This is a genomic window from Fictibacillus sp. 5RED26 (assembly GCF_015903895.1).
Lineage (GTDB): Bacteria > Bacillota > Bacilli > Bacillales > Fictibacillaceae > Fictibacillus > Fictibacillus phosphorivorans.
In genome coordinates, this window is the sequence record NZ_JACZDU010000002.1 from 182988 (window position 1) to 206714 (window position 23727).

26 protein-coding genes and 1 riboswitch are annotated in these 23727 nt (G+C 36.5%); of the genes, 19 read left to right on the forward strand and 7 right to left on the reverse strand.

Translation table 11 applies throughout. The annotated features are described in order from the left end of the window. Positions 1-129 precede the first annotated feature (129 nt). The 5 genes from IHV10_RS09230 to IHV10_RS09250 all read left to right on the forward strand — a co-directional run bounded on the left by IHV10_RS09230 (position 130) and on the right by IHV10_RS09250 (position 5004). On the forward strand, positions 130-1359 hold the full coding sequence (locus IHV10_RS09230) for an ABC transporter permease (RefSeq protein ID WP_197128449.1): 1230 nt from the start codon (positions 130-132) through the stop codon (positions 1357-1359). Beyond that, on the forward strand, positions 1329-2492 hold the full coding sequence (locus IHV10_RS09235; protein WP_197128451.1) for an ABC transporter permease: 1164 nt from the start codon (positions 1329-1331) through the stop codon (positions 2490-2492). Before IHV10_RS09230 ends, IHV10_RS09235 begins: the two co-directional genes overlap by 31 nt. Beyond that, complete coding sequence (locus tag IHV10_RS09240) at positions 2489-3202, forward strand: ABC transporter ATP-binding protein (RefSeq protein WP_197128453.1); 714 nt, start codon at positions 2489-2491, stop codon at positions 3200-3202. Before IHV10_RS09235 ends, IHV10_RS09240 begins: the two co-directional genes overlap by 4 nt. Before the next feature lie 104 nt (positions 3203-3306). Further along, the gene (locus IHV10_RS09245; RefSeq protein WP_197128455.1) at positions 3307-4176 is read left to right on the forward strand and encodes a DUF6843 domain-containing protein; all 870 of its coding nucleotides are present in this window, start codon (positions 3307-3309) and stop codon (positions 4174-4176) included. 174 nt (positions 4177-4350) lie between these two features. After that, positions 4351-5004: an NlpC/P60 family protein gene (locus IHV10_RS09250; RefSeq protein ID WP_197128457.1), complete on the forward strand. Its 654-nt coding sequence runs from the start codon at positions 4351-4353 to the stop codon at positions 5002-5004. Positions 5005-5519: 515 nt separating this feature from the next. Here the strand turns inward: IHV10_RS09250 and IHV10_RS09255 are convergent. The 3 genes from IHV10_RS09255 to IHV10_RS09265 all read right to left on the reverse strand — a co-directional run bounded on the left by IHV10_RS09255 (position 5520) and on the right by IHV10_RS09265 (position 7305). Further along, a complete protein-coding gene (locus IHV10_RS09255) occupies positions 5520-6563 on the reverse strand; it encodes an STAS domain-containing protein (RefSeq protein ID WP_197128459.1) in 1044 nt (347 codons plus the stop codon). Positions 6564-6742: 179 nt separating this feature from the next. Then, the gene (locus IHV10_RS09260; RefSeq protein WP_144703208.1) at positions 6743-7063 is read right to left on the reverse strand and encodes a helix-turn-helix domain-containing protein; all 321 of its coding nucleotides are present in this window, start codon (positions 7061-7063) and stop codon (positions 6743-6745) included. Positions 7064-7161: 98 nt separating this feature from the next. Next, a complete protein-coding gene (locus IHV10_RS09265) occupies positions 7162-7305 on the reverse strand; it encodes an anti-repressor SinI family protein (RefSeq protein ID WP_231619543.1) in 144 nt (47 codons plus the stop codon). A gap of 29 nt (positions 7306-7334) precedes the next feature. Further along, positions 7335-7426: riboswitch (cyclic di-GMP riboswitch) on the reverse strand. 210 nt (positions 7427-7636) lie between these two features. On the opposite strand from IHV10_RS09265, the gene IHV10_RS09270 reads away from it, so the two are divergent. Beyond that, positions 7637-8611, forward strand: a complete 975-nt coding sequence (locus tag IHV10_RS09270) for an NAD(P)H-dependent flavin oxidoreductase (protein ID WP_313957512.1) — start codon at positions 7637-7639, stop codon at positions 8609-8611. Between the two features lie 77 nt (positions 8612-8688). On the opposite strand, the gene IHV10_RS09275 is transcribed toward IHV10_RS09270, so the two are convergent. Continuing rightward, positions 8689-9957, reverse strand: a complete 1269-nt coding sequence (locus tag IHV10_RS09275) for a hypothetical protein (protein ID WP_197128461.1) — start codon at positions 9955-9957, stop codon at positions 8689-8691. Beyond that, positions 9957-10514, reverse strand: coding sequence for a sigma-70 family RNA polymerase sigma factor (locus IHV10_RS09280; RefSeq protein ID WP_197128463.1), 558 nt, complete (start codon positions 10512-10514; stop codon positions 9957-9959). Before IHV10_RS09280 ends, IHV10_RS09275 begins: the two co-directional genes overlap by 1 nt. A gap of 344 nt (positions 10515-10858) precedes the next feature. Between IHV10_RS09280 and IHV10_RS09285 the strand changes: the two genes are divergently transcribed. Continuing rightward, entirely contained in the window at positions 10859-11230 is a 372-nt protein-coding gene (locus IHV10_RS09285) for a hypothetical protein (RefSeq protein ID WP_197128465.1), read from the forward strand. 117 nt (positions 11231-11347) lie between these two features. Further along, entirely contained in the window at positions 11348-11665 is a 318-nt protein-coding gene (locus tag IHV10_RS09290; protein ID WP_197128467.1) for a hypothetical protein, read from the forward strand. A gap of 71 nt (positions 11666-11736) precedes the next feature. Here the strand turns inward: IHV10_RS09290 and IHV10_RS09295 are convergent, their stop codons facing one another. Together IHV10_RS09295 and IHV10_RS09300 are read right to left on the reverse strand one after the other, a co-directional pair. Then, positions 11737-12243, reverse strand: a complete 507-nt coding sequence (locus tag IHV10_RS09295) for a DUF2628 domain-containing protein (RefSeq protein ID WP_197128469.1) — start codon at positions 12241-12243, stop codon at positions 11737-11739. A gap of 226 nt (positions 12244-12469) precedes the next feature. Next, complete coding sequence (locus IHV10_RS09300; protein ID WP_197128471.1) at positions 12470-12589, reverse strand: anti-repressor SinI family protein; 120 nt, start codon at positions 12587-12589, stop codon at positions 12470-12472. 356 nt (positions 12590-12945) lie between these two features. Here IHV10_RS09300 and IHV10_RS09305 point away from each other — a divergent pair, with 356 nt between their 5' ends. The 11 genes from IHV10_RS09305 (at position 12946) to IHV10_RS09355 (ending at position 23680) form a co-directional block, all read left to right on the forward strand. After that, positions 12946-14178 carry a glycosyltransferase gene (locus IHV10_RS09305; protein WP_197128473.1) on the forward strand — a complete coding sequence of 411 codons (1233 nt, stop codon included), beginning with the start codon at positions 12946-12948 and terminating at the stop codon, positions 14176-14178. Then, entirely contained in the window at positions 14175-15578 is a 1404-nt protein-coding gene (locus IHV10_RS09310) for a sugar phosphate nucleotidyltransferase (RefSeq protein WP_197128476.1), read from the forward strand. Before IHV10_RS09305 ends, IHV10_RS09310 begins: the two co-directional genes overlap by 4 nt. 92 nt (positions 15579-15670) lie before the next feature. After that, on the forward strand, positions 15671-16519 hold the full coding sequence (locus tag IHV10_RS09315) for a hypothetical protein (RefSeq protein ID WP_197128478.1): 849 nt from the start codon (positions 15671-15673) through the stop codon (positions 16517-16519). Between the two features lie 47 nt (positions 16520-16566). Beyond that, positions 16567-17496, forward strand: a complete 930-nt coding sequence (locus IHV10_RS09320; protein ID WP_197128479.1) for a hypothetical protein — start codon at positions 16567-16569, stop codon at positions 17494-17496. Between the two features lie 100 nt (positions 17497-17596). Continuing rightward, positions 17597-18319 carry a YveK family protein gene (locus tag IHV10_RS09325; RefSeq protein WP_197128481.1) on the forward strand — a complete coding sequence of 241 codons (723 nt, stop codon included), beginning with the start codon at positions 17597-17599 and terminating at the stop codon, positions 18317-18319. After that, positions 18306-18929 carry a CpsD/CapB family tyrosine-protein kinase gene (locus IHV10_RS09330; RefSeq protein ID WP_144697318.1) on the forward strand — a complete coding sequence of 208 codons (624 nt, stop codon included), beginning with the start codon at positions 18306-18308 and terminating at the stop codon, positions 18927-18929. Before IHV10_RS09325 ends, IHV10_RS09330 begins: the two co-directional genes overlap by 14 nt. A 14-nt stretch (positions 18930-18943) precedes the next feature. Continuing rightward, the gene (locus IHV10_RS09335) at positions 18944-20407 is read left to right on the forward strand and encodes an oligosaccharide flippase family protein (RefSeq protein WP_197128483.1); all 1464 of its coding nucleotides are present in this window, start codon (positions 18944-18946) and stop codon (positions 20405-20407) included. Beyond that, positions 20391-21641 carry an O-antigen ligase family protein gene (locus IHV10_RS09340; RefSeq protein ID WP_197128485.1) on the forward strand — a complete coding sequence of 417 codons (1251 nt, stop codon included), beginning with the start codon at positions 20391-20393 and terminating at the stop codon, positions 21639-21641. The genes IHV10_RS09335 and IHV10_RS09340 overlap by 17 nt, the downstream gene beginning before the upstream one ends. Then, positions 21638-22696, forward strand: coding sequence for a glycosyltransferase family 4 protein (locus IHV10_RS09345; RefSeq protein WP_197128487.1), 1059 nt, complete (start codon positions 21638-21640; stop codon positions 22694-22696). The genes IHV10_RS09340 and IHV10_RS09345 overlap by 4 nt, the downstream gene beginning before the upstream one ends. 113 nt (positions 22697-22809) lie before the next feature. After that, a complete protein-coding gene (locus tag IHV10_RS23105; protein ID WP_370629663.1) occupies positions 22810-23115 on the forward strand; it encodes a helix-turn-helix domain-containing protein in 306 nt (101 codons plus the stop codon). 133 nt (positions 23116-23248) lie between these two features. Beyond that, positions 23249-23680, forward strand: a complete 432-nt coding sequence (locus IHV10_RS09355) for a hypothetical protein (protein ID WP_066398601.1) — start codon at positions 23249-23251, stop codon at positions 23678-23680. Positions 23681-23727: the final 47 nt, after the last annotated feature.

The following is a 23727-nucleotide window of genomic DNA, read 5'->3' on the forward strand; positions in this document are numbered from 1 at the left end:
ACAGGCAAAACTCGTGGATAAATAGGCAAAACTTCTGGATTCACCCAGTCCAATGCCCCTGCGGGTATAGGTTCTGTGCCGTTTCAGCTCCATACCTTCACCAAATTTTTAAACGAAAGGAACGACACTATGAGGCAAACGCTACTCATTGCCCATCTAACTGTAAAATGCTGGCTTAAGCAGCCTTTTCCTCTGATTGCTATGATGCTGTTTCCAATTTTGTTACTTGGAATCACGTATCTAGGGCTAAAACCACTACTTGAAGAAAAGCAGTGGGTAGAGCCTTTTGCCGTAGCGATCGTAGATGAAGATAACACCTTTGAAACCAAATTGCTCATGAAGCAGTATGAAAACTCAGAAGAACTAAAAAATGTATTAACCTTTGAAAAAACAGATGCTGAGAGCGCGAGTGAAAAGCTTGCTAGCAACGAGATAGCGGGCATGGTGATCGTGCCGGATGGTTTTACCAAAGGGATACGCAAGGGCAAAAATATCCCAGTAACGGTGATCGGTAACCCTGAACGCCCTTTTCAAGCAAAACTCTTGCAGCAAGTGATGGTGTCGAACGCCAACTTGATCTCTTCTGCACAAAGCGGAGCGAACGCAGCTTTTCATTATTTACGAAAAATGGACTTAAGTTCCAAAGAATTCCGAGCTTACCGCGACACGGTCATCACAGACTTTACGCTACAAGCTCTGAACCGAAATAAGATTTACGAAACGGAAACACTAAGTGCGTTAGGCGGAGTAACAACGATCGACTATTACAGCTTATCAGGTGTGTTGATTCTGTTACTCGTTGGTGGACTGTTTGGAATGAGTTTGACCGCAAGAAGTGAACAGACCGCATTGCGCGAAAGATTATCGCTACAAGGTGTAAGGTCTGGCGTATTCTTTTTTAGCAATGTACTATCCGTTTTCCTTCTGCTCGTCATCCAAAGCGTTGTTTTGACTGCTCTATTTTATGCTTTAACCAAAACATGGAGCATCACAGCGACATCATTGGTTTTAGCATACTGCTTAAGCATCGCATCCCTTTTCGCGCTTTGTCAGGAACTTTTTGTTCGTAACGGAGCAAAGTGGGGAGGTGGAATCATCCTTGCTGTGGGACTCATTGCTACAAGCGGAAGCGTTTTGCCGCTATCTTATCTTCCGGAAATGTGGCGCAGCATAAGTGTATTAAACATCGTGCATCAGGCACACAGCGGACTGATTGATACGCTATTTGTGGGGAACGAAGCGTGGATGTCAGTTCTACTGTTGCTTAGTTTTTCAATCACAATTTGGGCAGTGAGTTTGCTGCTTATCACGATAAAGAAGAGGTTGCCATGGTCTGGACAATTGCCATTACACGTATAAAATTACTGCTTCAAAGTCCGTGGAGTTGGCTGGGACTCATCGTTCCGGTTCTCGTGCTGGTTTTTTTAGACATGTCGGTAGAAAAAACAAGTGATGTCACCAAGATTCCAGTTGTAATCGTAGACGAGGACGAAACGCAATACTCGGAAATGGTCATAGATAGAGTTGGTAAAAATCTAGCGGTCTCGGTAAGTGTTCATAATGAAGATGAGGCGCGAAATCAGATTGAGACACAAAAAGCCGCCATCGGTTTCTTTATAGCTGAAGGATTTATGGACAGTATACAGAAAAATGATGAAGAGGGGCTTGTTACGATGTGGCTCTCGTCGGGTTCAATTTCTCATGGGTTAGTGCGCGAGATTTTTGCAAGTGAAGTGAAGAGGTTATCAAGTAATTCGTACGGCGCGAATACGGTTTTAAAAACATACGGAAAAAGTGAGAAGCTAGATGCCAAGGAGCAGGCTACAGTCTGGAAGGATGCTTGGGCGTATAGCGACAAACATTGGGAGCCTAAGCCTCTTATGACCGTTGACTATAAAGTTGGTGTTACGAGAGAATCGTCAGTAAAAGATACTGGTGGTGCCGCTTCGATCTATGTTCCAGGAATGCTCGTACTTCTCATGTTGATTAGTTTTTTATATAACAGCTGGCCGATTAAAGACCGTGATTCTGGCATGCGGTCGAGAGTACCTTACGCAGCAGGCCGATTTTCAGCTTACTGGTTCGGAAACGCACTAGGCGTGTTACTTTTACAGCTAACATTGCTTGTTTTATTGTTTAGTTTTGGCTGGTGGCGAGATGAGTTAACGTTGAACGTGGCTACGATTTTCGGTTTGATCGGCTACGTCTTATTCCTAAACGCGCTATCTCTTCTGTTCGCTTATTTCGTACACAGCAACCGCACATGGCAAGCGATCACTCTTTTTGTCGTATTGTGCACATCGCTCTTAAGCGGAACGTTCTTCCCGAGCGACGAGCTATCAAGCTTTTTACAACGTGCTGCAGAATGGACACCGCAATATTGGATCGTGTCATCGTTAAACCAAGAAACTCTTGTGATTCCCCTTGCATTTGTGGGTCTCAGCATCGTTCTATATGTATTTTCAACTATAAAGGCAGGTGACAACGCTTGATTGCAGCAGAAAATTTGAAGAAGAAGTTTGGTAGAAAAGAAGTATTAAAAGAAATGAACTTCTTTATTGAAAAAGGAGAAACCGTCGGCGTTGTTGGCCCGAACGGTGCAGGTAAATCAACGCTTTTGAGAATCCTTGCAACCCTTATGAAAGGATCTGGCGGATCGGTTCAGATCGATGGGCTTGATGTGAGGAAAGAACAAAAGAAGATTCGCCAGAAAATCGGTTACGTACCTCAAGAAATCGCCGTCTATCATGAGCTAACAACGCGTGAAAATTTACGATTTTTTGCGAAGTTGGCGAAGGGATCGTCAGAAGAAAGATGGATGCAGCGCTGCGAGGAGTGGCGACTGGCTGAGCACCTTGATAAGAAAGTGAAGCATCTGTCTGGTGGTAACCAGAGAAAGCTGAACATCTTGATCGCGATGCTACATGACCCGGACCTATTGATTTTGGATGAACCGACTGTCGGAATTGATATATCGGCAAAACAAGAGATCGTAAACGATTTGCGCCAGCTGGGGAGAGAAGGAAAGACCATCCTGTATTCCAGTCATGACGCGCAAGAGCTCGAAACATTATGTACTTCTTTTTTAATTTTAAAAGAAGGAGAGCTGATATTTTACGGCTCAAAACAAAAAGTACGACAGTTTGGTTCCGTTGCACAATCTGAAAATTTTGCGGAAACGCTTGGAGAGATTGTTGGATGAAGTCTGCTGATAGAGCAGGCTTCTTTTTTTATCCTGAATATTCCAATACTGTGGCCGAAGTGATAGAATGTATGTGAAAACATTCACAAGAGAGGGGTTAGAACATGAATGAACGTCTGTTGAGAAAAATAAAGTCCGCTCTTTTAGCATCCTTTTTCTTTACCTTATTACTAGGTTTATATCTTGTATATGAATATGGTTCAGCTGAAGGTTCTTTTGCTTTAATTATCGTTTTGTTATTCGCACTAGCTGGAAACTTTTTGTATGGAATACCTGTATCTCTGCTAATAGATTCATTCACGAACAAAATTGTTAAATCTCATTTCTTTGTATCAGGCTTTTTACATATTTTCTTTGCTTTTGTGTCTTATTTCATCATAAAAGAATTTTATTACTTTGCAATTATTTGTGCTGCTCTCTTTTTCTTGTCTGAAGAATGGCAAAAGGTAAAAAAACAAAACTTTAAGTGGAAACCAATGATAGTGAAAAGTATCTTTATGGTTGGATTTACTGTACTTACATTGTATTTATCGCTTTACATGCATGAATTACTAGAAAAGAAAACTAACGAGTACTACCTCATCCCAGCTGGTTATGTAGGTGGAGTGACAGTGATATACGACATTGAAGATGAGCCTCAACCAAACAAAGTGGGAGACTACAATGTTATAAAAATAAATGATCAAGGGTATGGGCTAACAGCTTTACCAGAACCAGAAGGTACATTTAATAATAAATACTATTATATAGATGAAGAAGGGCGTAAAGAAAAGATTAAGGAAAAGTGTATTCATATAGGCAGTTCAGGATCTACATCAAATGATGACAGGGATTTTCTTTATAGTTCGTTTACCGTTATTAACTCAAATTGTACTGACCATTTTTCTACGTATGGTAGTCAATATTTAGAGGATCATAGCATTGGGGTTGAAGAAATTTTACAGCGAGAAGGATTTGGAGATTTCGGCTATTAGAGGACAAAATCGGCTATTACATATAATTATTTTAGCACAATACTAAATTCGACAAGGTTTTACAAGAAGACCAAATTCCTATTTTCCGTAACGGAAGCGTAAAACACAAGTCCTATTATTTATTGTAGGATAATAATAGATTACTTGGAAAATCAAAGGAGTTTGGGATAAATAATGAAAAAATGGATAGTTACATCAGTTTTAGGTGCTAGTTTATTATTGTCGCCGCTACAGGCGTTTGCGAATATTGGAGATCAGACACTTCGTCCGACAATGACACATTCAGACGTGAGAACGTTGCAATCATTATTGCGCAGTAAAGGTTATTTTACATATAGTGGATCATATACAACCTACTTTGGATCTTATACGAAAAGTGCAGTTATGAGTTTTCAACGTGCAAAAGGCTTAACAGCAGATGGAATTGCAGGTCGAAATACGTTTAACAAACTAGGAGTCTATAACGTTAACAATGCGTACCTAGTTGATTATGCAAAACGTTTTCAAGGAACGGTCTATAAATGGGGCGGAACGACTACCTCTGGTTTTGATTGCTCAGGGTACATTAACTATGTTTTTAAAAATTCCCATAACATTACCCTGCCACGTACAGTAAAAGAGATGTGGGTAAACACAGGCTATAAGGTTGGTAGTCAAGAGATTGGAGATCTTGTATTCTTCTCAACAACAGATTCTGGAGCTTCACACATGGGTATCTACGTTGGTAATGGGAAGTTCATCCATGCCGGTTCTTCAACAGGAGTAACGATTTCAGATATGAACAACAGCTACTGGAAGACGCGTTATTATGGGACAAAACGTTTATAATTAAGAAAAAGGAGTCCGATGGTGGACTCCTTTTTTCTATCCTAGAACAAGATTCTTGCCCAAGGATCGCAGCAGCAATGATGTTGCTTTTTCTTAGCTTTTTTGAACTTCTTGCACTTCAACACTTCGTAGCTAGAAGATGAAGAAGAGGACGAAGATGAAGAGGATGATGAAGAAGATTCTTCACAAACCCATTCTACTTTCTTGTAACACTTCTCAACTTTTTCATGCTTCTCGTGCTTCTCATGCTTGCAGTGGTCGTAGTCTCCACACTTGTAACACATTAATCGTTTCACCTCACAAATTGATACCGACTTCCAATTGGTTTCGGTTTCTGTATATCATATGTAGAGGCAGACAAGTTGCTTAGACGAATGATGGGGTTTAATAGAAATGGGGGTCTGACCCCATACAATTACAAATCCCTTCAATTTGTTCTTTCCAGAAATACAAGGGAAACAGCAGGTACTAGTGCCTAACAAAAAATCCACGCTGCAACCGCAGCGTGGATTTTATTACTTCGTAGGTTCTTGTATGAGCATCCCTTCCTTTGCAAAGGCAAAGTGTATGGCGTGTTTCAAATTTCTAAAATATGTACTTTCTCCAAGAGAATACTGGTGTTTCGTTATTTCTATACTTAATTCAGGTGAAATCCCGACCAATAACGTTTCCATTCCAAACAATCGAGCAGAGGAAACAAGCTTGTTCAACATATCCACCATTTCAGAATCAATAGACTTAATACCGGTTAGATCTAAGATAACAAATTTTGCTTTGTGTTGAGGCAGTGAAGTCAGAGTATGCTCTAACATATCTTTAGAACGGAGCTCATTGTATTTACCGATTAAGGGAATAACCACAATATGATCGGTTACCGGAATAATAGGAGAGGAAATCTCCCTAATCAGATCGGTTAATTCTCTTGTGCGGTCTTCAACCATAGCTTCTAGCTTCATAATTTCATGCTGTTCATCCCGTTGAACGAGATCGCGGATGTTATCATTTGGTGTTATATGTGATTCTGAGATTGCTAATTTTAGCGTGTTAGGGTCGGCTTCGTTTTCTAGGACCTCATACCACATGTTGGTTTGAAAGAGTCCTGTGAAAACGCCAGCCCAATGGCCAGGTAAGAATCGCCCCATGCGTTCGCTGTTCTGCGCTTTTTTAACTTTCGTTTCCCAGCTGTTTGTAATCGTAATGATCGCTTCTTTCTTTTTAACATCAAGCTCTATGTATGTTTTACCCCAACCCGCTGATGCATAAATGGTAGGTAATGATTCAGCGGAAATCTCAATATTTCCGATCGTTCTTATGTAAAAATCACTAACGATTAACCCTGTCCGATATCCAGCTGTTTCAAAAACAAGGTCCGCAGTTCCTTCTCCTGTAATCTCTTCGATGGAATCTAGGAACACCTTGAATGCTGAATCAATCCAAAACAACATTACATCTTCGCCTTCAAATTGAAAAATACCTTTTGCTATGTCCCAATGAAAAGAAGAACCATTAACATCTACACTTTTTTGAGAATCCATTAGTTCATTTGGCGACTGCTTCATTTATAATCCTCCATAGACAAAAATAGTAGACACCCTTTTCCCGTACCCTAATTCTATAAACATTAAACATTAGTGTGGGGTCTGACCCCACACAAATACAAAACCTTCATTATGTATATTCCACGAAGACACCCGCAAAGGGAAAAACCACGTAAAAACCACCTGATGCAATCAGGTGGTTAGTTTTGTTTGTTTTTCCATTTGTTAAATTCGAGAAACTCTTTAAATTGCTCTTTGCTTACACCAGAACCCATGGCTTCTTTCACTAATTCAGCCCATTCCTGATCTAGGTTTTTTGTATCAACTTCAGCTTTGATTAAGTGATCTACAGAAATATTCAATACATCCGCAATCTTTTCGAGAAGCTGTATCGAAGGGTTTTGTTGAATATTTCGTTCTAGGGCACTTATATACGATTTTGCTACCCCTGCTTTATCAGCCAATGCTGTAATGGAGAGGCCTTTTTCGGTACGGTATTTTTTTACTCGCTCACCAATCATCATTTGCAATCCCCATTTAAGAAATAATTTGCCTTTATTATATCTTTCTGTATGAGGTAAGTAAATAAATTCTGTGACTTGCTTACTATTTCAATGAATTAATTTCCTTGCAATTGATAGTTTTCTAACGTTAATTGGGGATTTTGTAAAAAACGAATAATCTCTTCTTTAGTAAAACCTTGATCTCTCGCTTCTTTAATCAATTCAATCCACTCGTGATCCAGCTTAAACGTATTTTCCACTAAGAACCCCTCCAGAAAGTAAATGATATCCAGGTAACCCGGCGATCGTAGCTTTTTAAGTTAAGCTTTAGACCCGTGGCTTTGCGCCCACTTCTTTCGAAAATGTTTGCCCTTGTCTGAAGGATAATTAGGACCTATTCCCTAACTCAAATTGATTATATACAAGCTAAATAGAAAATGTTGTCAGAAAATGACTGTAATAAAAATGTAATATAAGGAAGCGTAATAAGACCCCTATAAAACAAATTTAAAGGAATGATGCAGGTTATGTTGAAATTATTCTTAATAAATACCCATTAAACTAATTTTAGCTGCTGAAAGGATGAATAAATTGTCTAACAAATTGCCAATGAATTTGTCGAATCAACTCAGTTTACCAGTGATTAACGCCCCAATGTTTCTTGTATCGAGTCCTGATATGGTGATTGAAAGCTGTAAGAACGGAATAATAGGTACCTTTCCATTACTGAATGCAAGAACCTCCGATCTATTAGAAAATTGGATGAAACATATTTCAGAAGAGCTGAGTAATGCCAGGGAAAAAGATCCTTCGGCAAAGATTGCTCCATGGGGTGTTAACTTAATCGTTCACCGAACGAATAAACGTTTTGAAGAAGATTTGGAGCTAATAAAGAAATATGAACCGCCAGTGGTGATTACTTCTCTTGGTAATCCAAGCGATGTTGCTAAAATCGTTCACGGGTACGGTGGTCTCGTATTCTCTGACGTTATCTCGCTTGATCACGCGCGTAAGGCTGCTAAGACGGGCATTGATGGATTAATACTCGTGTGCAGTGGAGCAGGTGGCCATGGTGGGACGTTAAATCCGTTTGCTTTCTTAAAAGCCGTAAAGGAATTCTGGGATGGGATGACGATTCTAGCTGGGGCTATTTCTACAGGTGAAGAAATACTAGCTGCCAAGGTTCTTGGAGCCGATCTCGTATACATGGGAACGCGCTTTATTGCGACGCAAGAATCTTCGGCGAGCGAAGATTACCGGCAGATGTTAATAGATTCTACTCTTGAGGATCTTGTTTATACGGATGCGATTAGTGGAATAAAAGGAAACTACCTGCTTCCATCCTTACAAAGAGCGGGATTTGATGTGGAAAACTTGATGAAAAAGGATGATGTTGACCTCTCGTTCTCTGAATCCAAAGCAAAAGCATGGAAAGACATCTGGTCCGCAGGACAAGGTGTTGGCAGTGTGAAGAAAATCTCTACCATTCAGGAAGTAGTAGATGACCTAAAGGAAGAATACAAAAAAGCATTAAAAACAAAGGAAGCTATGAGTATTATCCCTTAAAACATTAGTCCTTTAGAACTAAATCCCCCAAAACCACGCTGTATAAACGTAGTTTTGAGGGATTTTGGTTTTTGATTTTAATTTTCATTCTTGTACAAGTCGATGTCAGGTTCAAACTGAAGAGTAATCTCATAATAATTAGCTTCGTCTTTAATTATGAGCATTTGCTGAGACTTTTCCTCGTAGAAAAATGTTACAGCTGGGATTTTTTTAAAAGGTTCACCAAGCTGAGCTACCAGTTTATCTACAAAAGCTTTATCTTCTGTCATGTAACCTAAGTATCCTATTTCACTTTCTTTCTCTAACTCTGATAATTCTACAAAAAATCCAGAATTATCATTTTCTTCCAATGATGTTTTCAGATTCCAGGTTGCATAAGTAGGTGAGTGAAGTGCTGGTTCGCTATGCCTATCATAGGGACCTAAGATTTGAAGAGCTTGATCTAATGTATTTCCAATTGTAATGCCATTTACATAGAAATGACCGCCTTTTTTCTCAAAAACAACATTGTTAAATGGAGTTTTCTTTTGACCATATTGATCTTCCAAATTATCAAGGGAACTCGCAGGTGTAGGATTTTCTTCATTAACAGTTGTGGTTTTTTCTTGTTTTTCTTTTTCGGTTATTGAAGATGTGTTTTTCTCATTATTTTCAATTTTATTTTCTTCAACGACAGGTTGCTCACTATCTGCAATAGGTTCTTCTACTTTTATATCAGTGTATTGTATATTCTCAATTATAAATGAGGTCAGGATCTTTGTTTCTGTATAGACCTCAATTTGTAGGGCATTTTCTAAGTCTGTATCTGATATCGTTTTTTCTAGTTTGATTTCTTTTGTAAATGAAAATGGTTCATCTGGTTTTAGATAACCTTTTTTGGGCGCATCAACAATTTCAAACGTTTTTAAGCCAAGGGTTGCTTGAAGTTCTTGGTTCAATACCGTAATTCTTGTCTTGAACTTTTCACTATTAAATTCAGTCGTATTTTTAACTGAACCTTTAACCGTTAGAATATTTGTGTTTTCATCATAACTAATCATACTCGAAGCTTGTGTTAATTCTTGAGCGTAGCGAGCTTTAGGTTTATTAACTGCAATTTCAGTCGCTGTTTCAGGGGTTAGATAGCGATCAATAATTGTATAAGAAGTAAAGATAACTCCTGCGAAAAGCGCTGCTGTAAGAAGCCTTGGAACAATGGTCCTCTTTGATTTCGATTGTTCATCCTTCTTAGATGACGGATTACGGATAGCGAGCAATATATTTTGTTCATCTATTTCTGTAAAAACAGGAGTGCTTGAGATTTGTTTATCCAAAGTACGGTTAAGGTTTTTTAGTTGGTTCTCCACTATCGCTCACCTCCTAATTCAAAGTAAGTCTCTTGTAGCACTTTTCTACCTCTGCTTAAACGGGTCTTGACTGTCGATTCACTTATCTTCAACAACTCACAAATCTCTCGAATAGAAAATTCCTTATAATAGTGTAATAAAATGACTTCTCTATATTTTATCGGCAGAGAGAGTACGGCTTGATACAAAAGTTCATCCTCACTGTTTGAAACGACCCCATCTTCAGCAGAGTCGACACTTCCATTTGAACTTGCAGTAAATTTATCTGTAAAAGCAAGTTTTCTATAGCTCCAACTTTTTAAAAAGTCTTTTGACTTATTAATAGCGATTGTATAAATCCAGCTCTTTAATGCAGATTCTCCACGAAATGTATCAAGTTTCGTATACAATGCGATATAAACATCTTGAGTAATATCTTCAGCTTGCTGCCAATTCTTCACGAATGTATAAACGAGACGTTTGATCTCTTCTCCGTAGCATCTCATTAAGTAAACAATGGCATCATCTTTAGTCATCCCATCAATACTTATGGAACCCCTTAATCCCTCACTTTTCACTAGCTGTCCTCCTTAAGTTGCAATTCCAATAGTAAGACGACGATATAGTAACACAAGTTTCATAAATTTAGAATACCAGTATAATATTACCATTTAGGGGTCTGACCCCATACAATTACAAAGTACTGAATATGTGCACTCGGAAAGGACACAGCAATTTGCTGTGTCCTTTCCGATGTATCTCCAATAAACAAAATCCAACCATATTTACCTCGAAAAGAGGAGAAGGGAAGAAGAGAGCGAAAGTAATAAGTAATATCTTTATGTAAAGAAACCGTGTAAACTGTAAGGAATTCATTACGATATGATAAATATCTACAGCTAATAAATATGGAGGTGTTACCATGAATTTATTCTCATCGATTACCGAAGAAAGTTTTGATTATTTAATACGAGATTATGGATTTTCTGAGCCGGTCGATACAGATGGGAGTTGGAAGACAACCTTCTTATACGTTAACGAGCAGCTAGAAATTGAAATAGAATTAAATTACCGAGATATGGATACGTTTATTTACATGAGAAGGTTAGATCATAAGCAAAAAGAGCAATCACCACGTATGCAACTAGAAGAGATTCTTAATGTTGAACCTATTAAAAGTAATGGAGATCAAACAACAATTGAGCAATTTGAAAAAGGAATTACGAATAAGGCAAAATTATTAGAGAATAACCTAAATCAAATCATAAGCAAAACTGAAAAGATTTTTTCGTGAAATTGAAGTTTCTCGCGTATTGTAAGAATCGCAACGAATATCCGTTGTGATTTTTTTGTTTGCTTGTTTGAAGTTTCTAAGACGAATCTAATGAGAGTAAAGAATGAAGGGGATAAGATGGCTGGAATAACTTTTAAGATAAAAGGAGAGAAGAAAGTTATATTATTTGATGAGAAAATCCACGGGTATTTGCGAAATAGAGAAGAGGATAATGTGAAATACGGAATACTTCTTAACCTGGATCCCTACGGGTATTGTGAGTTTAAAAGCTCTCAAATTCAAAAACTCACTTTACTTTGTGACGACTTAATAGAAAAATATAATGAAGAACTTAGTTGGGAACATAATAGGGTACGGAAATTTAGTACAAAGTTCAAGACATTTTGTTTAGAGGCACTGGAGAAGAAGAAGCATATAGTTGGTTCAGGTGATTAGTATTTCATCTAAAAATAAAAGATATAAGCAAAAAGATAACTCATTAGTCGAGTTATCTTTTTTTACAGGAATTATGCAAAAGTAAGTGTCAATCCAAGTGTAATAGCCAAATATCCTAAAAACATTAAGACTGCGAAGAAAGCTCCTTTTCCACTCGTACCACCCCGTTTGCGAAGTTCATGCATCTTCTCCTCTTCGCTTACTGAAAGCTGATTAACCTCTTGTACTTGTTTTTCAGCGTGCTTCCTATAAAACATATTACCTGTAATCCCTAGAGCTCCAGCAAGCCCATAACCTAATCCTCTACTGATTGCTGCGCCATCAAAACCTATGAAAAGAATAATGATGTCTATTGCTAAAAAACCAAGAATGATATAAACAACAGGTTTGAGCATTTTTCTGTAACCAAGCCAAAAAATAGTTAATAAACAAGCCGCCCAGTTCCAACTGTTGTCTTTTTGCCATTTTCTTAAGTAAAAGTCTTTCTTCTTTTCACCTACAAATGCCTCGAACTTTTCCTTTTCTGCTAATTGGCCGTCAAATAATTTTGAATTAGCGTAATTTGTTTGAATGTCCAATCTGCATCTCCTTTCTCTAAACAAGAAACTCACCTTAATATTCCATTATTTAGAAAAAGCGAAACCTGTTTTTCTAACGCGAAACTGTTTCTATATAAACTATAAAAAATACCCCCCGAGTATTTTATTTCGGCTGGGTTTATTTTTCTTAAATTGAACTGTTGTACCGAGGGATAAAGTATGTTTCAGGGAGTAAACTTAAATTTGTAACACACTTTTCCCACTGTTATTTACTGTTTTTTGTACATTTTAAAAAATCTCTTATATCTTGTTTCGTTAACCCTTGATCTTTCGCTTCAATAATTAATTCAATCCATTCTTTGTCCAAAGATAAGGTTTGCTTCATAGCAATTTCCCTCCATATTAACAATCATATAATTGTTTGATGTATATCCTCTCAACCATATCTATCAATATGCTCTAAAAAAAAGAATTTTCTAAATATATTTCGATTATAAACAGAGGTCATTAAAAATGTTGTCATAAAATGGAATATTTAAAACGTAAATACAGATTGAGTATATTTTCCTATAAATAAATTGTATTTAGTAAAATTCAGTTCAATTATAACAAATGTTCTCAAAAACGAATACTTTGTTCTTAAATCCTTGCGTTCTAGTCTAACACCTACTATAATCATAAGAAATTGTACTTTTTAAAGAACGTTAAGTGTTTTATAAAAAACAAAGGGTGGGTGATCACATGAAGATTTTATTTGTTTCACCTAGATTTCCGTATCCTCCTAAAAAAGGAGATCAACTAAGGGCATATAACCAGATGAAAGGGTTAAAGGCTTTAGGTCATGAAGTCCATTTAATCTCCTTTGGAAATCAGCAACCTATTCCGAATGAAGTCCGCCAATTATGTAGTAAAGTGACGATTGTTCCATTTAGTAAACGTACAGCAGTAAGAAACATGTTCCTCGGTTTGTTTAAGAAATGGCCTTTACAAACCTCCCTCTATTATTCTAATAAACTTCTTCAGATTTTGAGAATTGAAACAAGTAAAGAACAATATGATATCGTTCATCATCAACTTGTGCGCCTATATCCATATCAGTCATCGATTAATCATGTACCAAATGTAATAGACTTTGTTGATTCTATCTCTCTTAACCTCAAACGGTCTGCACAGCTTAAGAAATCGTTAATAAATCCACTTACTCGTTGGGAAGCTAAAAACGTACATAATATGGAACAGGTAGCAAGTTCACGTTATGACGGAGGCATCTTCATTTCGGATATTGATAAAAATAATGTTTCCTTAAATCGAGACACATTGACAACTATTGCAAATGGGGTCGATCTGGAATACTTCTCTTACCAAAAACACCTAACTACTAAAAACAACATTGTATTCGTCGGGAATATGAGCTACTCACCTAACCGAGCGGGTGTGAAATATTTTATTAAACACATTTTCCCTCTTATAAAAGAGAAGCTGGAAGACTTTACTTTTTATGTAGTAGGTAGAAATCCTACGAAAGACCTTATACGTCTCTGTGAAAAGCATAAAAACATTGTTTTAACTGGTGAAGTAGATGATGTAAGAAAATATCTATGGAATGCGAAGCTGTTTGTCTGTCCGTTGAAAAGTGGTGCAGGATTGCAAAACAAAGTACTGGAAGCTATGTCATGCGGCACGCCTGTCATTACCACTTCAATCGTAAGTGAACCGATTAAAGCTAAAGATAATCAGAGTATTATTGTTAGAGATCGAGATGAAGAATTTGCCGAGAAAATAATTGAACTCCTCTCTGATCCAATGAAGTTAAATGACGTACGAAAAGAAGCAAGAACATTTGTTGAGACCAACTACAAATGGGAACATTTAAACCATCAATTAATTGATTTTTACAACATGACTATCAGTAAACACATTAGTAAAAAGATTCCTACACCACCAAAAGAAATAAAAGCTGAGGTGATAGGATGAAAGTGGTTCTTTTATCAGGAGGCTCGGGGAAACGATTATGGCCACTGTCTAATGATGCGCGATCTAAGCAATTTCTAAAAGTACTGAAAGATAAAAATAATGTTAGCCAATCAATGATTCAGCGTGTTTGGAATCAATTAAAGGAGGTTAATCTTGCTAATTCAACACTAATATCAACAAGTATGGCTCAAGTAGATTTGATCTTGAACCAGTTGAATCCAACGAATGGAATTATTGTTGAGCCTGAACGACGAGATACTTTTCCGGCAGTTTGCTTAGCAGCCTCTTATCTTTATTCAGAATTAAATATAGATCCTAATGAAGTAGTTGTCGTTTTACCTGTCGATCCATATGTTGAAAATGAATTTTTTAATAAAGTTAAGGAGCTTGAATCAGCTCTTCAACAATCAGGAACGCAAATTGCATTAATGGGCGTACAACCAACGTACCCCTCTGAAAAGTACGGATATATTATCCCAAAATATGAAGGTGATGGTTCGTGGAATAAAGTACTTCATTTTAAAGAGAAACCAACCCAGGTCTTAGCCGAGGAGTTCATAAGTCAAGGTGGTTTATGGAATTGCGGTGTTTTTGCCTTCCGATTAAGTTATATCCTTTCTTTGTTAAGGAAGATGGAATTTCCTGTTCAATATGAGAGTTTGCTTGAAAACTATTCTCTTTTACCAAGGGACAGTATGGATTATGCAGTAATTGAAAAAGAGAAGAATGTTATTGTTACAAAATATGATGGATATTGGAAGGATCTAGGGAGCTGGAATACGTTAACCGATGAAATGGATACAATCCAATTAGGAAAAGGAACCATAAGTGATGATTCAGTAAATACTCACCTCATCAATGAACTGGATATTCCTATTACAGTAATTGGAGGGATGAATCTCATTGTGGCAGCTAGCCCAGATGGAATTTTAGTAGCGGATAAAGAAAAAAGTGATAGGGTAAAAAATTTAAAACAAATTGACCATCAAATACCTATGTATGAAGAGCGAAGGTGGGGATGGTATAAAGTATTGGAGCATAGAAAAATTGATGAACAAAAAGAGGTCCTGACAAAAAGGTTAGTGATTAACAAGGACAAGCATTTAAGTTATCATACTCACTTTCATAGGCATGAAGTTTGGACCGTTATAAAAGGCGAGGGGGAATTTGTGCTAAACGGAGAAATAAAAAGAGTAAGCGCAGGCGACATACTGAAAATCCCACCTAAAGCCAAACACAGTATAAAAGCAACAACGGATTTAGAAATCATTGAGATTCAAAGCGGTTCAAAATTATCGGAAGAAGACAAATTATGTGTGTACACAAATTGGGATGATCTTAAGAATTTATTTCAAGGCAAGTCTATTGTTAATCAATCCAGAGATAAAGTGGCATTTTAACAGTTGATTTCATATCTTATAGTATCTATTAAGCTTGTCTTTTCCTTAGGTACAGGCATGCATTAATAGAGTAACAAGCAGTAAAGCTTGTTATGAAAGGTATGATGTTAATGACAATCAATGTGGATAATTTTAGTGGGGTAAATGATGCTGCAACCGTTCAATCTGCAATTGATTATGCCTTTTCACATAATCGTTTCAAAACCGTTCTGCTTTCAGATCGAGATTACTATATAACCGGTAAAATCGTAATTAAAGAAGGTGTGAAATTATTATTTGGTTATGGCACACGTTTTGTAGTAGGTGGTAACTTCAGAGTTTTGGAGCTTCAAAGAAATGCATCGTTAGAAGGAGCTTATATTGCGATTGATGATGTTAACTTCAATTCGCCAGTTATATACTTGGATGGAAAATATAAATACTACAATACGTGGCATAAAACCTTAATTAAAGATATAAATATCGTAAACTGGAGCGGCAGTAATAAGGGAACAGGGTTACACCTTTATTCATACGGTATGGGTCACGAGATATCATTTGTGAATTTTGAGAACATCAGTATTGCCGGACTAAATACAGCTATACGCTTACAGAGCATTAAGCCATCAACAGGATATAGCTGGGTGAATGCGAATCGTTTTACAAATGTGTCTATCGATGATTGTGTTCAAGGTATTGTTTTTAGCTCTAGCGAAAGTATACCGAATGAATGTAGTGGAAACGTCTTTACAAACTTGCAAATACAGCCTTCTTCTAAAACAGTTAAATTGGTTACTATCTCTGGTCAGTACAATGAATTCAATGGCATGGCATGGGATCTATCCCTAGTTCGTAATAACACGTTAGTAGAATTCATGTCACAAAGTTCGTATAACAAGATAGATATTCGAAGCATCCCGACTTCACGTATTGTAGACAAAGGAAAGTTCAACGTTAAATAAATCGTTTAAAACTCCAATCACATGGAGTTTTTTATTGGGGGTTATGTATGTCCAAACCCGTTTTCGGATACCTCTTTCTTACAGCTTTACTCACCGCTGTGTTGACGTTAGCTCTTCAGCAGATTTACATCAAATCTACCAATATAGAAACACACGGTGATGATCTGGAAGATGACGCTAAAGTTATTCAGCAAGCTATTAATGATAGCTTCAAGAAGAAAAAAGGGCTCGTGAAGTTGACTGGCAATAAGAAATATGTGATTCGTTCAGGCTTAGTGATTAAAGAAGGTGTAACGTTAGAACTCGGAAAAAATACTAGAATCCTAATCGATGGGAATTTTAGGGCTATACAGCTTGAAAAAAATGCCTCTATTATTAATGGAACCATAGAAGTGATTGATCCCAAATTTAAATCGGAAGTGATTTTTATAGAGGGAAAGCATAAGTTTTGGTCATGGGAACGAACAGAAGTTACGAATGTTTCCATTATCAATTCTAGCGGATCTTATAAGGGGTCAGCTCTCTCTCTATATGCAACGGGCGATGAAAGCTTTATCAGCTTTGTCAATTTTGTAAATAATAAAGTGGCAGGGTTTAATAATGGCATCCAGATTGTTGTAGAGCCTAGTGGTAACAAGAAAGGACAGAGTTGGATTAATGGAAACCGTTTTGTAAACATGACCTTAGATGATTGTGTGAATTATATTGTTATAGACTCATCTGTTTCCATACCAAATGAAAGTTCTGGGAACCAGTTTACTGGATTGCAGATTCAACTGTCCAAAATTTCTCAAACGATAATTCAAGTGAGCGGATCTTACAATACGTTTCAAGGCATGGTTTGGGATCAACACCTGTTAAATACTCCGAATAAAGTTGTCCAATTTACTCAAGAATCTGCACATAACATGCTAGACATGAACATTGAAAGATTTTCTATTATGGATAAAGGAAATCAAAATAGTTATACAGAATAATACAGATAGTCCGTTCTTTAAAATGAACAAAACACAAAACCTAATATTTTTTTTACTCATCAAGTTCATTATTTAGAACAACCACTTGAGGAGGTTAAGGATGGAACAGAGAATAGATCTAAAAAAATTCCTTCAAATTTTAAAAAATAGAGCTATTACAATTATAGTAACCACCTTGTTTGTTACGGCTATTGCAGTAATAGTCTCAATGTATTTTGTGAAACCTTCATTTGAAGCGACGGAATATATTATTGTGGGTAAAGAACAAAATGAGAATAGCTATACGGAAAATCAAGAACTTATTCGGATTTTGGCGTCTGCCGTAGACTTAATAAAAAGCCCCATTGTTCTTAATGCTGTAAGTGCTGAACTAGGCAATCAAAATAGTCTTAAAGAGCTTGAAGAAAATATATCGGTTCAAAATAATAAGGATTCTCAAATTATTCATATTGTCATTAAGGAATCGAGTCCAGAAGTTGCAAAACAAATGGCATATGCCGTAGGAAATGTTTCCGTTCAAAAATTAAATGATCTGCTGAATGTAAAGAACCTAAAAATCGTAAGTAAATCAGAATCTGATATCTCAGTCAAACAAGTCGGTAATTCTCTGTCTAACATCGCTATTGGATTGTTTGTAGGATTATTCATCGGAATAGGTCTAGGAATGCTGAAGGAGTATTTTGATCATTCCATAAATGATCCTTCAGAGGTAGAAATGACCCTCGGTCTCCCAGTATTAGGGCATATTCATGTAAAAAAGAAAGAAAAGTATTTGATTCAACACAAATCTGTTCAACGAGGTGAGATAAGTGTTAAGGCGTAAAAAGAATTCAGTCATGAACTACAACCAAAGTACAGAAGAAGTTAGGATATTAAGAAGTAACATTGAAAAACAATTGGAAGATAGTCACTCTCAAATCGTGATGATTACTTCGCCAAAAGGACCATCTCATCACATCTATATCTCATCTCAACTTGCCATCTCTTTTGCAGAACAAGGAAAGAAAGTATTGTTAGTGGATGCAAATTTAAGAAATCCAACGCTGCATACTTATTTTAATATTTCAAATACAAAAGGTTTCTCTGATGTAGTTATGCAGGGTGAGAACGGATTTCTACACGCTCAAAATGATTATATAAGAGGTCTCTCCATTCTTACAGCCGGAAATCTATATGAAACGCCAGTTGACTTATGGGTTAGTAAAAAGATCGAACATGTAGTAAATAACTGGAAACAAAGGTTTGATTTCGTCTTATTTCATGCTCCTAGCTATTTGGAAATATCAGATGCTCAAGTTTTGGTCGACCAATGTGATGGGGTTTTGCTTGTTGTTCAGTCCGGTAAAACCAAAATAGAAGACGCTGTAGCAGCGAAAAAACAAATCAATCATTCTAAAAAACCAATACTCGGTGTAATCTATCAAACAGGGTAGAAAGGTGTAGGGCAATGAAAGAAGTGATACCCAATTCAATATCTAAAAATATCTTTCATCTATTGTATAGTACAGCTGCAGCGAGCTTTCTGAATGCTTTGGTTCTTATCTACTTAGCTTCTTATCTGGAGGCTTTTCATTATGGGATGTTCAGTGTAGTTTTAGCTTCAGCAATGGTCATGGGGTATTTTACGGATGCAGGTCTAACGGAGATTGCAATAAGAGAAGGTTCAAAAGCAGAGGCTGATCGAGTTGCTATCTTATCTTCTTATCTTAAGGTGAGGGCGCTGCTTCTCCTTCTAACATTAGCAGGCGGTGCTTGTTATATTTCCTTTTTTTACAATGATAATCCTGAGTTAACAAAGTTGGCGTATTACTTATCGATTCCAATGGTAGTTGGGTTAGCTTTCCAAGGAATAGGTACCATGTTCTTTCAATTGGTTCAAAAGATGCAATACATCGGTTTTATTAAGATGTTTACAGCATTGTTATTGATCTGCACCCTTGCAATGAGTATGTTTCTTTCTCTTACACCAGTAATTGTTTGTTTATTGTATGGTTTCTCCTACTTTATAGCAGGGATATTTGCACTCGTATTGGTGGCGAGACATATTCCTTTTCGTCTTGATGTTCCTTTTTTACCAGGGTTCTTAAAAAATTTTACTTCTTTCATGTTAAGCGGTTTGTTATTCATCATAACCCCTCAATTAGGACCTATTATTCTAGAGAAAACACTAACGTTAAAAGAAGTAGGACTGTTTGCGGTAGCTTATCGCATACCGCAAGCACTGCAGCAGTTGCCACTAATTGTTGCAGGAGCTTATCGACCTGTTATGTTTACTCACTTTCATAGTAAGCGAATGGATCAGCATGTAGATTTAAATGTAACACTTATTAAACTGATGGCGATATGTGGAATGGTTATCACGATCCCTCTATTCTATTTATCAGATGAAATTATATTGTTCTTATTCGGCGAGAGCTGGCTGCTTTCTTCTCAAGCACTAAAGATATTGTCTCTCCTTTTATTGATTCAAGCTGTTGGAATCGGTTTAGCTGATGGTTTAACGACGAGGGGATTGCAGAAATTTCGAACGGGAATTCAATTATTTTCAGTTCTAACTGGGATTGCTGTCTATATCCTTTTTAGCAACACCTATGGAATAACAGGAGGAGCCTTAGCTGGGCTTTCTGTTGAGTTGATAGCTCTTATTGGTTATTATTTATTCCTTCCTCAAAAAAGTACAATAGCGTTAAAGTCCTTTGTACCTTATTTCCTTTACTTTGGTTTGTTTTTGTATCTATGTTCCTTGATTATGACTACATATCCATATCTTGCTGCAGTCATTCATCTAATGAGTGTTGGATTTCTAGTAATTCTAGATAAAGAAATGAAGCGAAAGCTAGTGGGATTGTATGACCTTGTACGTTCAAAATTAAAGGTGAGGGAGAGGGTGGAAGATGCATTCCATAAATAAACGAGAGAACTTTCAACTTAGTTTGTTCTTACTATTTCTGCTTGTGTTCTTAGGAAAATATAGTTTATATATTGGATTTGCTTTGAAGCCATACATGATCTTTTTAGTTCTCTTTTATGTCATCTATCTATCGAGTATACATTTCTATAAGCTTCAATTATTCGAGTGTGCCATGCTTTTATTCTATATGGTCTATTGTTTATCTGGTGTATTTGCACTCTACAGTTCAATGAGTTTACGAATTGTATGTGGAATTGCCTTATACTTGTTCTGTTATTTTCTTATGAAAAGCTTAATCAGTTCTTCAAACACATATTCTATTGAACGCTCAATCTCTTATGCAGGAATCGTGTTTAACTTAGGGTGCTTACTGTTATACGTATTAGGGTTAAAAAAGTTAAACTTTATTCTTCAGGGAGATGGAATCTATTCACTAGGTGTATTCATGGATCGTGAATATCCTCGTTTGATCGGTCTTGTAGCGGATCCTAATTACCTTGTATTTTATAACACACTTTTCTTCACTTACTTTCTTTGCAACCTTAACCATATTCGAAACCGTATAGGGATGCTTTTATGCATCATAACGAGTGTTCTTTCTTTTTCAAGAGGAGGGTTAGTAGCATTTATTGCTATTTTCCTCTTGTATATTCTCATTTTGAATAACCCCATCAAGCAACTAAGATTATTGATTGGGACATTTCTTGCTATTGCCGTTTCCTTTTATATTGCTATTACTTTTCTTAGCTTTGATATTTTTGGTGTGATTCAATCTCGAATGCAAGATTTTTCAAGTGATGGAGGAAGCGGCAGATTTGAACTGTGGGGAAGAGCGTGGGATTATTTTTTGAGTAGTCCGTGGATTGGAGTAGGGGCATCGAACTTTCTTCCGTACAACCAATTTCAGTTCGGTGATTCTTTGCAGGTGCACAATACCTTTTTAGAGATATTATCAGAAACAGGAATCATAGGAGCATTTTGTTTTATGATATTCCTTCTTCTAACCATCTATCAATTATTTCAACATAGAGTATATGAGAAGAAACCATATCTATTCTTAGCGTTTTTTGGTTTTTTATTGCAGATGATGTCGTTATCAATCATCATAAACGATCTGTTTTTTATGTATTTAGCTGTTCTTTCTGTCTATTTTCATCAAGAGGAGAATAGTCAGAAAGAGCAGGCAGAGGACGAATTTTCGAGTGATATTATACGAGGGGGTGTTAGTCTATGAATATCCTTTTAATGACTGATAAGTTAACAACAGGAGGCGCTGAAATTTATTTTTGCAAGCTTGAGAATAATTTACCTCAAGACAAAGTTACCGTGTATACAGCAGCGGGATCAGGAGAGCTCTACAAGCACATTAAACACAAAGATCGATTTTTAGAACTGAGTAAATCCAATCATTTATTAAACCTATGGAGAATACGCAAACTCATTCGCAACAAAAAAATAGACATCATTCACGCTAACAGCTTAAGAGTAGTGCTATTGCTGCTCTTCATTCGATTGACCATCCTTCAATCCTTTCAATGCATATACACAAAGCATAATGTGACCATTCTTGAAAAACAGGTACCCGATCTTTTTGTATTTCTTTTAAATAAATTTGTAACCAAAGTGATAACCGTGAGTCATTATGAAAGAAACCATTTAATTGAATTAGGCGTTCATAGACAAAACATAACAACCATCTATAATGGAGTGGACTTAGATCAATTTCAATATCAAAATAAACGTTCTGAAATGGTGTTCAAGGTCGGAATCTTAGCAAGACTATCTGAAGAAAAAAACCATACGCTATTTATAGATATTGCTAATCAATTAAAACAACATACAAATATTGAATTTTATGCAGCCGGAGATGGACCAGACTACCAAATTATTAAAGATAAAATAATCAAGGCGAACTTAGAGCATAGAGTTACGTTGTTAGGAAATATAGATGAGCCTGAGAAGTTTATAAAAGAGATGGACGTTTTAGTATTAACTTCTAAACGAGAGGTATTTCCGATGGTAGTACTTGAAGCGATGGCTGTAGGCACACCTATGATTTCTATTGATAAAGGTGGTATAAAAGAAGCGATTATCAATAACGAAACAGGAATACTAATCTCTGAACACTCTGTAGATATGTACTGTACTAAAATAAGAGAACTTCAACAGAATAGACAACTTCGTTTAAATCTTACACGAAGAGCACGACAAAAAGTGATGAATGAATTCTCTTTAAACAATATGGTTACGAAAACATTTGAAGAATACGGCAGGTATCATTTTTTTTGAGGATACAATTCTTAATCAAGAACAACTTTATATGAATATTGAACGGATAGAATATTTGTATGAGAAAAATATAGGCGGGAGGCAGTATTATTGATAGAACCCTTGGACAGCACATTAAAAAATTGCGGTTATCGAAACGGTTTAGTATAACAAATTTAGCGTCTAAGGCAGGTATCTCAAAAGGGCACTTAAGTAATATTGAAAACCATGGCACCAGTCCATCGGTTCATGTATTGAATAAGCTAGCCTTTGCTCTTGAAATTCCGGTTGAATCTATTATTAGTTATTCTGATAACCAACTTGATTCAGAATGGACAAATTTAATGATCCAAGCAAAAAATATAGGAATTAGTAAAGAAGAAGTCAAATCTTTCTTAGCTTACGAATCATGGAAAATCTTTTTAAAGAAAGATGGATAGCTTTAATTCAGATACTCAAACTCTCCGAAAAATATTAAATATTAAGATAAAGGGTTCCAATTTTCTAAAAAATATTGTAAAATAATTTGAAAATTAGGTTTCGTTTTAGCGGAATTGGGGAAGGAGAGTATATTTGGAGATGAAACATAACACATCAGGGTTTGGATTTGCGTTTATCTTCTTAGCAGGACTTTTTGCATTGGGACTTTATCAAACAGTGATGGTATGGGGGAACATTAATTTGTTCTTTGAACGAATTATGGGACTAACTTCTACTTCATTTATTTCTTCCATACTTCTATTCTGGTCCATCACGAGTGCCTTTTGGATTCTTAGCTTAAAAGTGCTGGATCTTGCACATAAGACAGAGTTATATAACGCGAAGAATGCCGTGTTCGGCATGACATTTTTGTTCTTCGCCATTCCATTTGGTATCTGCGCACAAGTGTACCACGCGCTTAATATCAATTCTGGCGTGACAACAATCACTACTGCACTATTCATCATGACAATTGTATCGTTCATTATTGGATTTGTTTTCAAATTTAGAAAGACAGCCCGTTAATCAACGAGTTTTAAGTAGCCATCGAATTCTCTTACGAATGAGATGGC

Excerpts from the sequence above, each read along its gene's own strand:
- IHV10_RS09230 (WP_197128449.1), top strand. The coding sequence starts at position 130 with ATGAGGCAAACGCTACTCATTGCCCATCTAACTGTAAAATGCTGGCTT.
- IHV10_RS09235 (WP_197128451.1), top strand. The coding sequence starts at position 1,329 with ATGGTCTGGACAATTGCCATTACACGTATAAAATTACTGCTTCAAAGT.
- IHV10_RS09245 (WP_197128455.1), top strand. The coding sequence starts at position 3,307 with ATGAATGAACGTCTGTTGAGAAAAATAAAGTCCGCTCTTTTAGCATCC.
- IHV10_RS09250 (WP_197128457.1), top strand. The coding sequence starts at position 4,351 with ATGAAAAAATGGATAGTTACATCAGTTTTAGGTGCTAGTTTATTATTG.
- IHV10_RS09255 (WP_197128459.1), bottom strand. The coding sequence starts at position 6,563 with ATGAAGCAGTCGCCAAATGAACTAATGGATTCTCAAAAAAGTGTAGAT.
- IHV10_RS09260 (WP_144703208.1), bottom strand. The coding sequence starts at position 7,063 with ATGATTGGTGAGCGAGTAAAAAAATACCGTACCGAAAAAGGCCTCTCC.
- IHV10_RS09285 (WP_197128465.1), top strand. The coding sequence starts at position 10,859 with ATGAATTTATTCTCATCGATTACCGAAGAAAGTTTTGATTATTTAATA.
- IHV10_RS09290 (WP_197128467.1), top strand. The coding sequence starts at position 11,348 with ATGGCTGGAATAACTTTTAAGATAAAAGGAGAGAAGAAAGTTATATTA.
- IHV10_RS09300 (WP_197128471.1), bottom strand. The coding sequence starts at position 12,589 with ATGAAGCAAACCTTATCTTTGGACAAAGAATGGATTGAATTAATTATT.
- IHV10_RS09305 (WP_197128473.1), top strand. The coding sequence starts at position 12,946 with ATGAAGATTTTATTTGTTTCACCTAGATTTCCGTATCCTCCTAAAAAA.
- IHV10_RS09310 (WP_197128476.1), top strand. The coding sequence starts at position 14,175 with ATGAAAGTGGTTCTTTTATCAGGAGGCTCGGGGAAACGATTATGGCCA.
- IHV10_RS09315 (WP_197128478.1), top strand. The coding sequence starts at position 15,671 with ATGAAAGGTATGATGTTAATGACAATCAATGTGGATAATTTTAGTGGG.
- IHV10_RS09320 (WP_197128479.1), top strand. The coding sequence starts at position 16,567 with ATGTCCAAACCCGTTTTCGGATACCTCTTTCTTACAGCTTTACTCACC.
- IHV10_RS09325 (WP_197128481.1), top strand. The coding sequence starts at position 17,597 with ATGGAACAGAGAATAGATCTAAAAAAATTCCTTCAAATTTTAAAAAAT.
- IHV10_RS09335 (WP_197128483.1), top strand. The coding sequence starts at position 18,944 with ATGAAAGAAGTGATACCCAATTCAATATCTAAAAATATCTTTCATCTA.
- IHV10_RS09340 (WP_197128485.1), top strand. The coding sequence starts at position 20,391 with ATGCATTCCATAAATAAACGAGAGAACTTTCAACTTAGTTTGTTCTTA.
- IHV10_RS09345 (WP_197128487.1), top strand. The coding sequence starts at position 21,638 with ATGAATATCCTTTTAATGACTGATAAGTTAACAACAGGAGGCGCTGAA.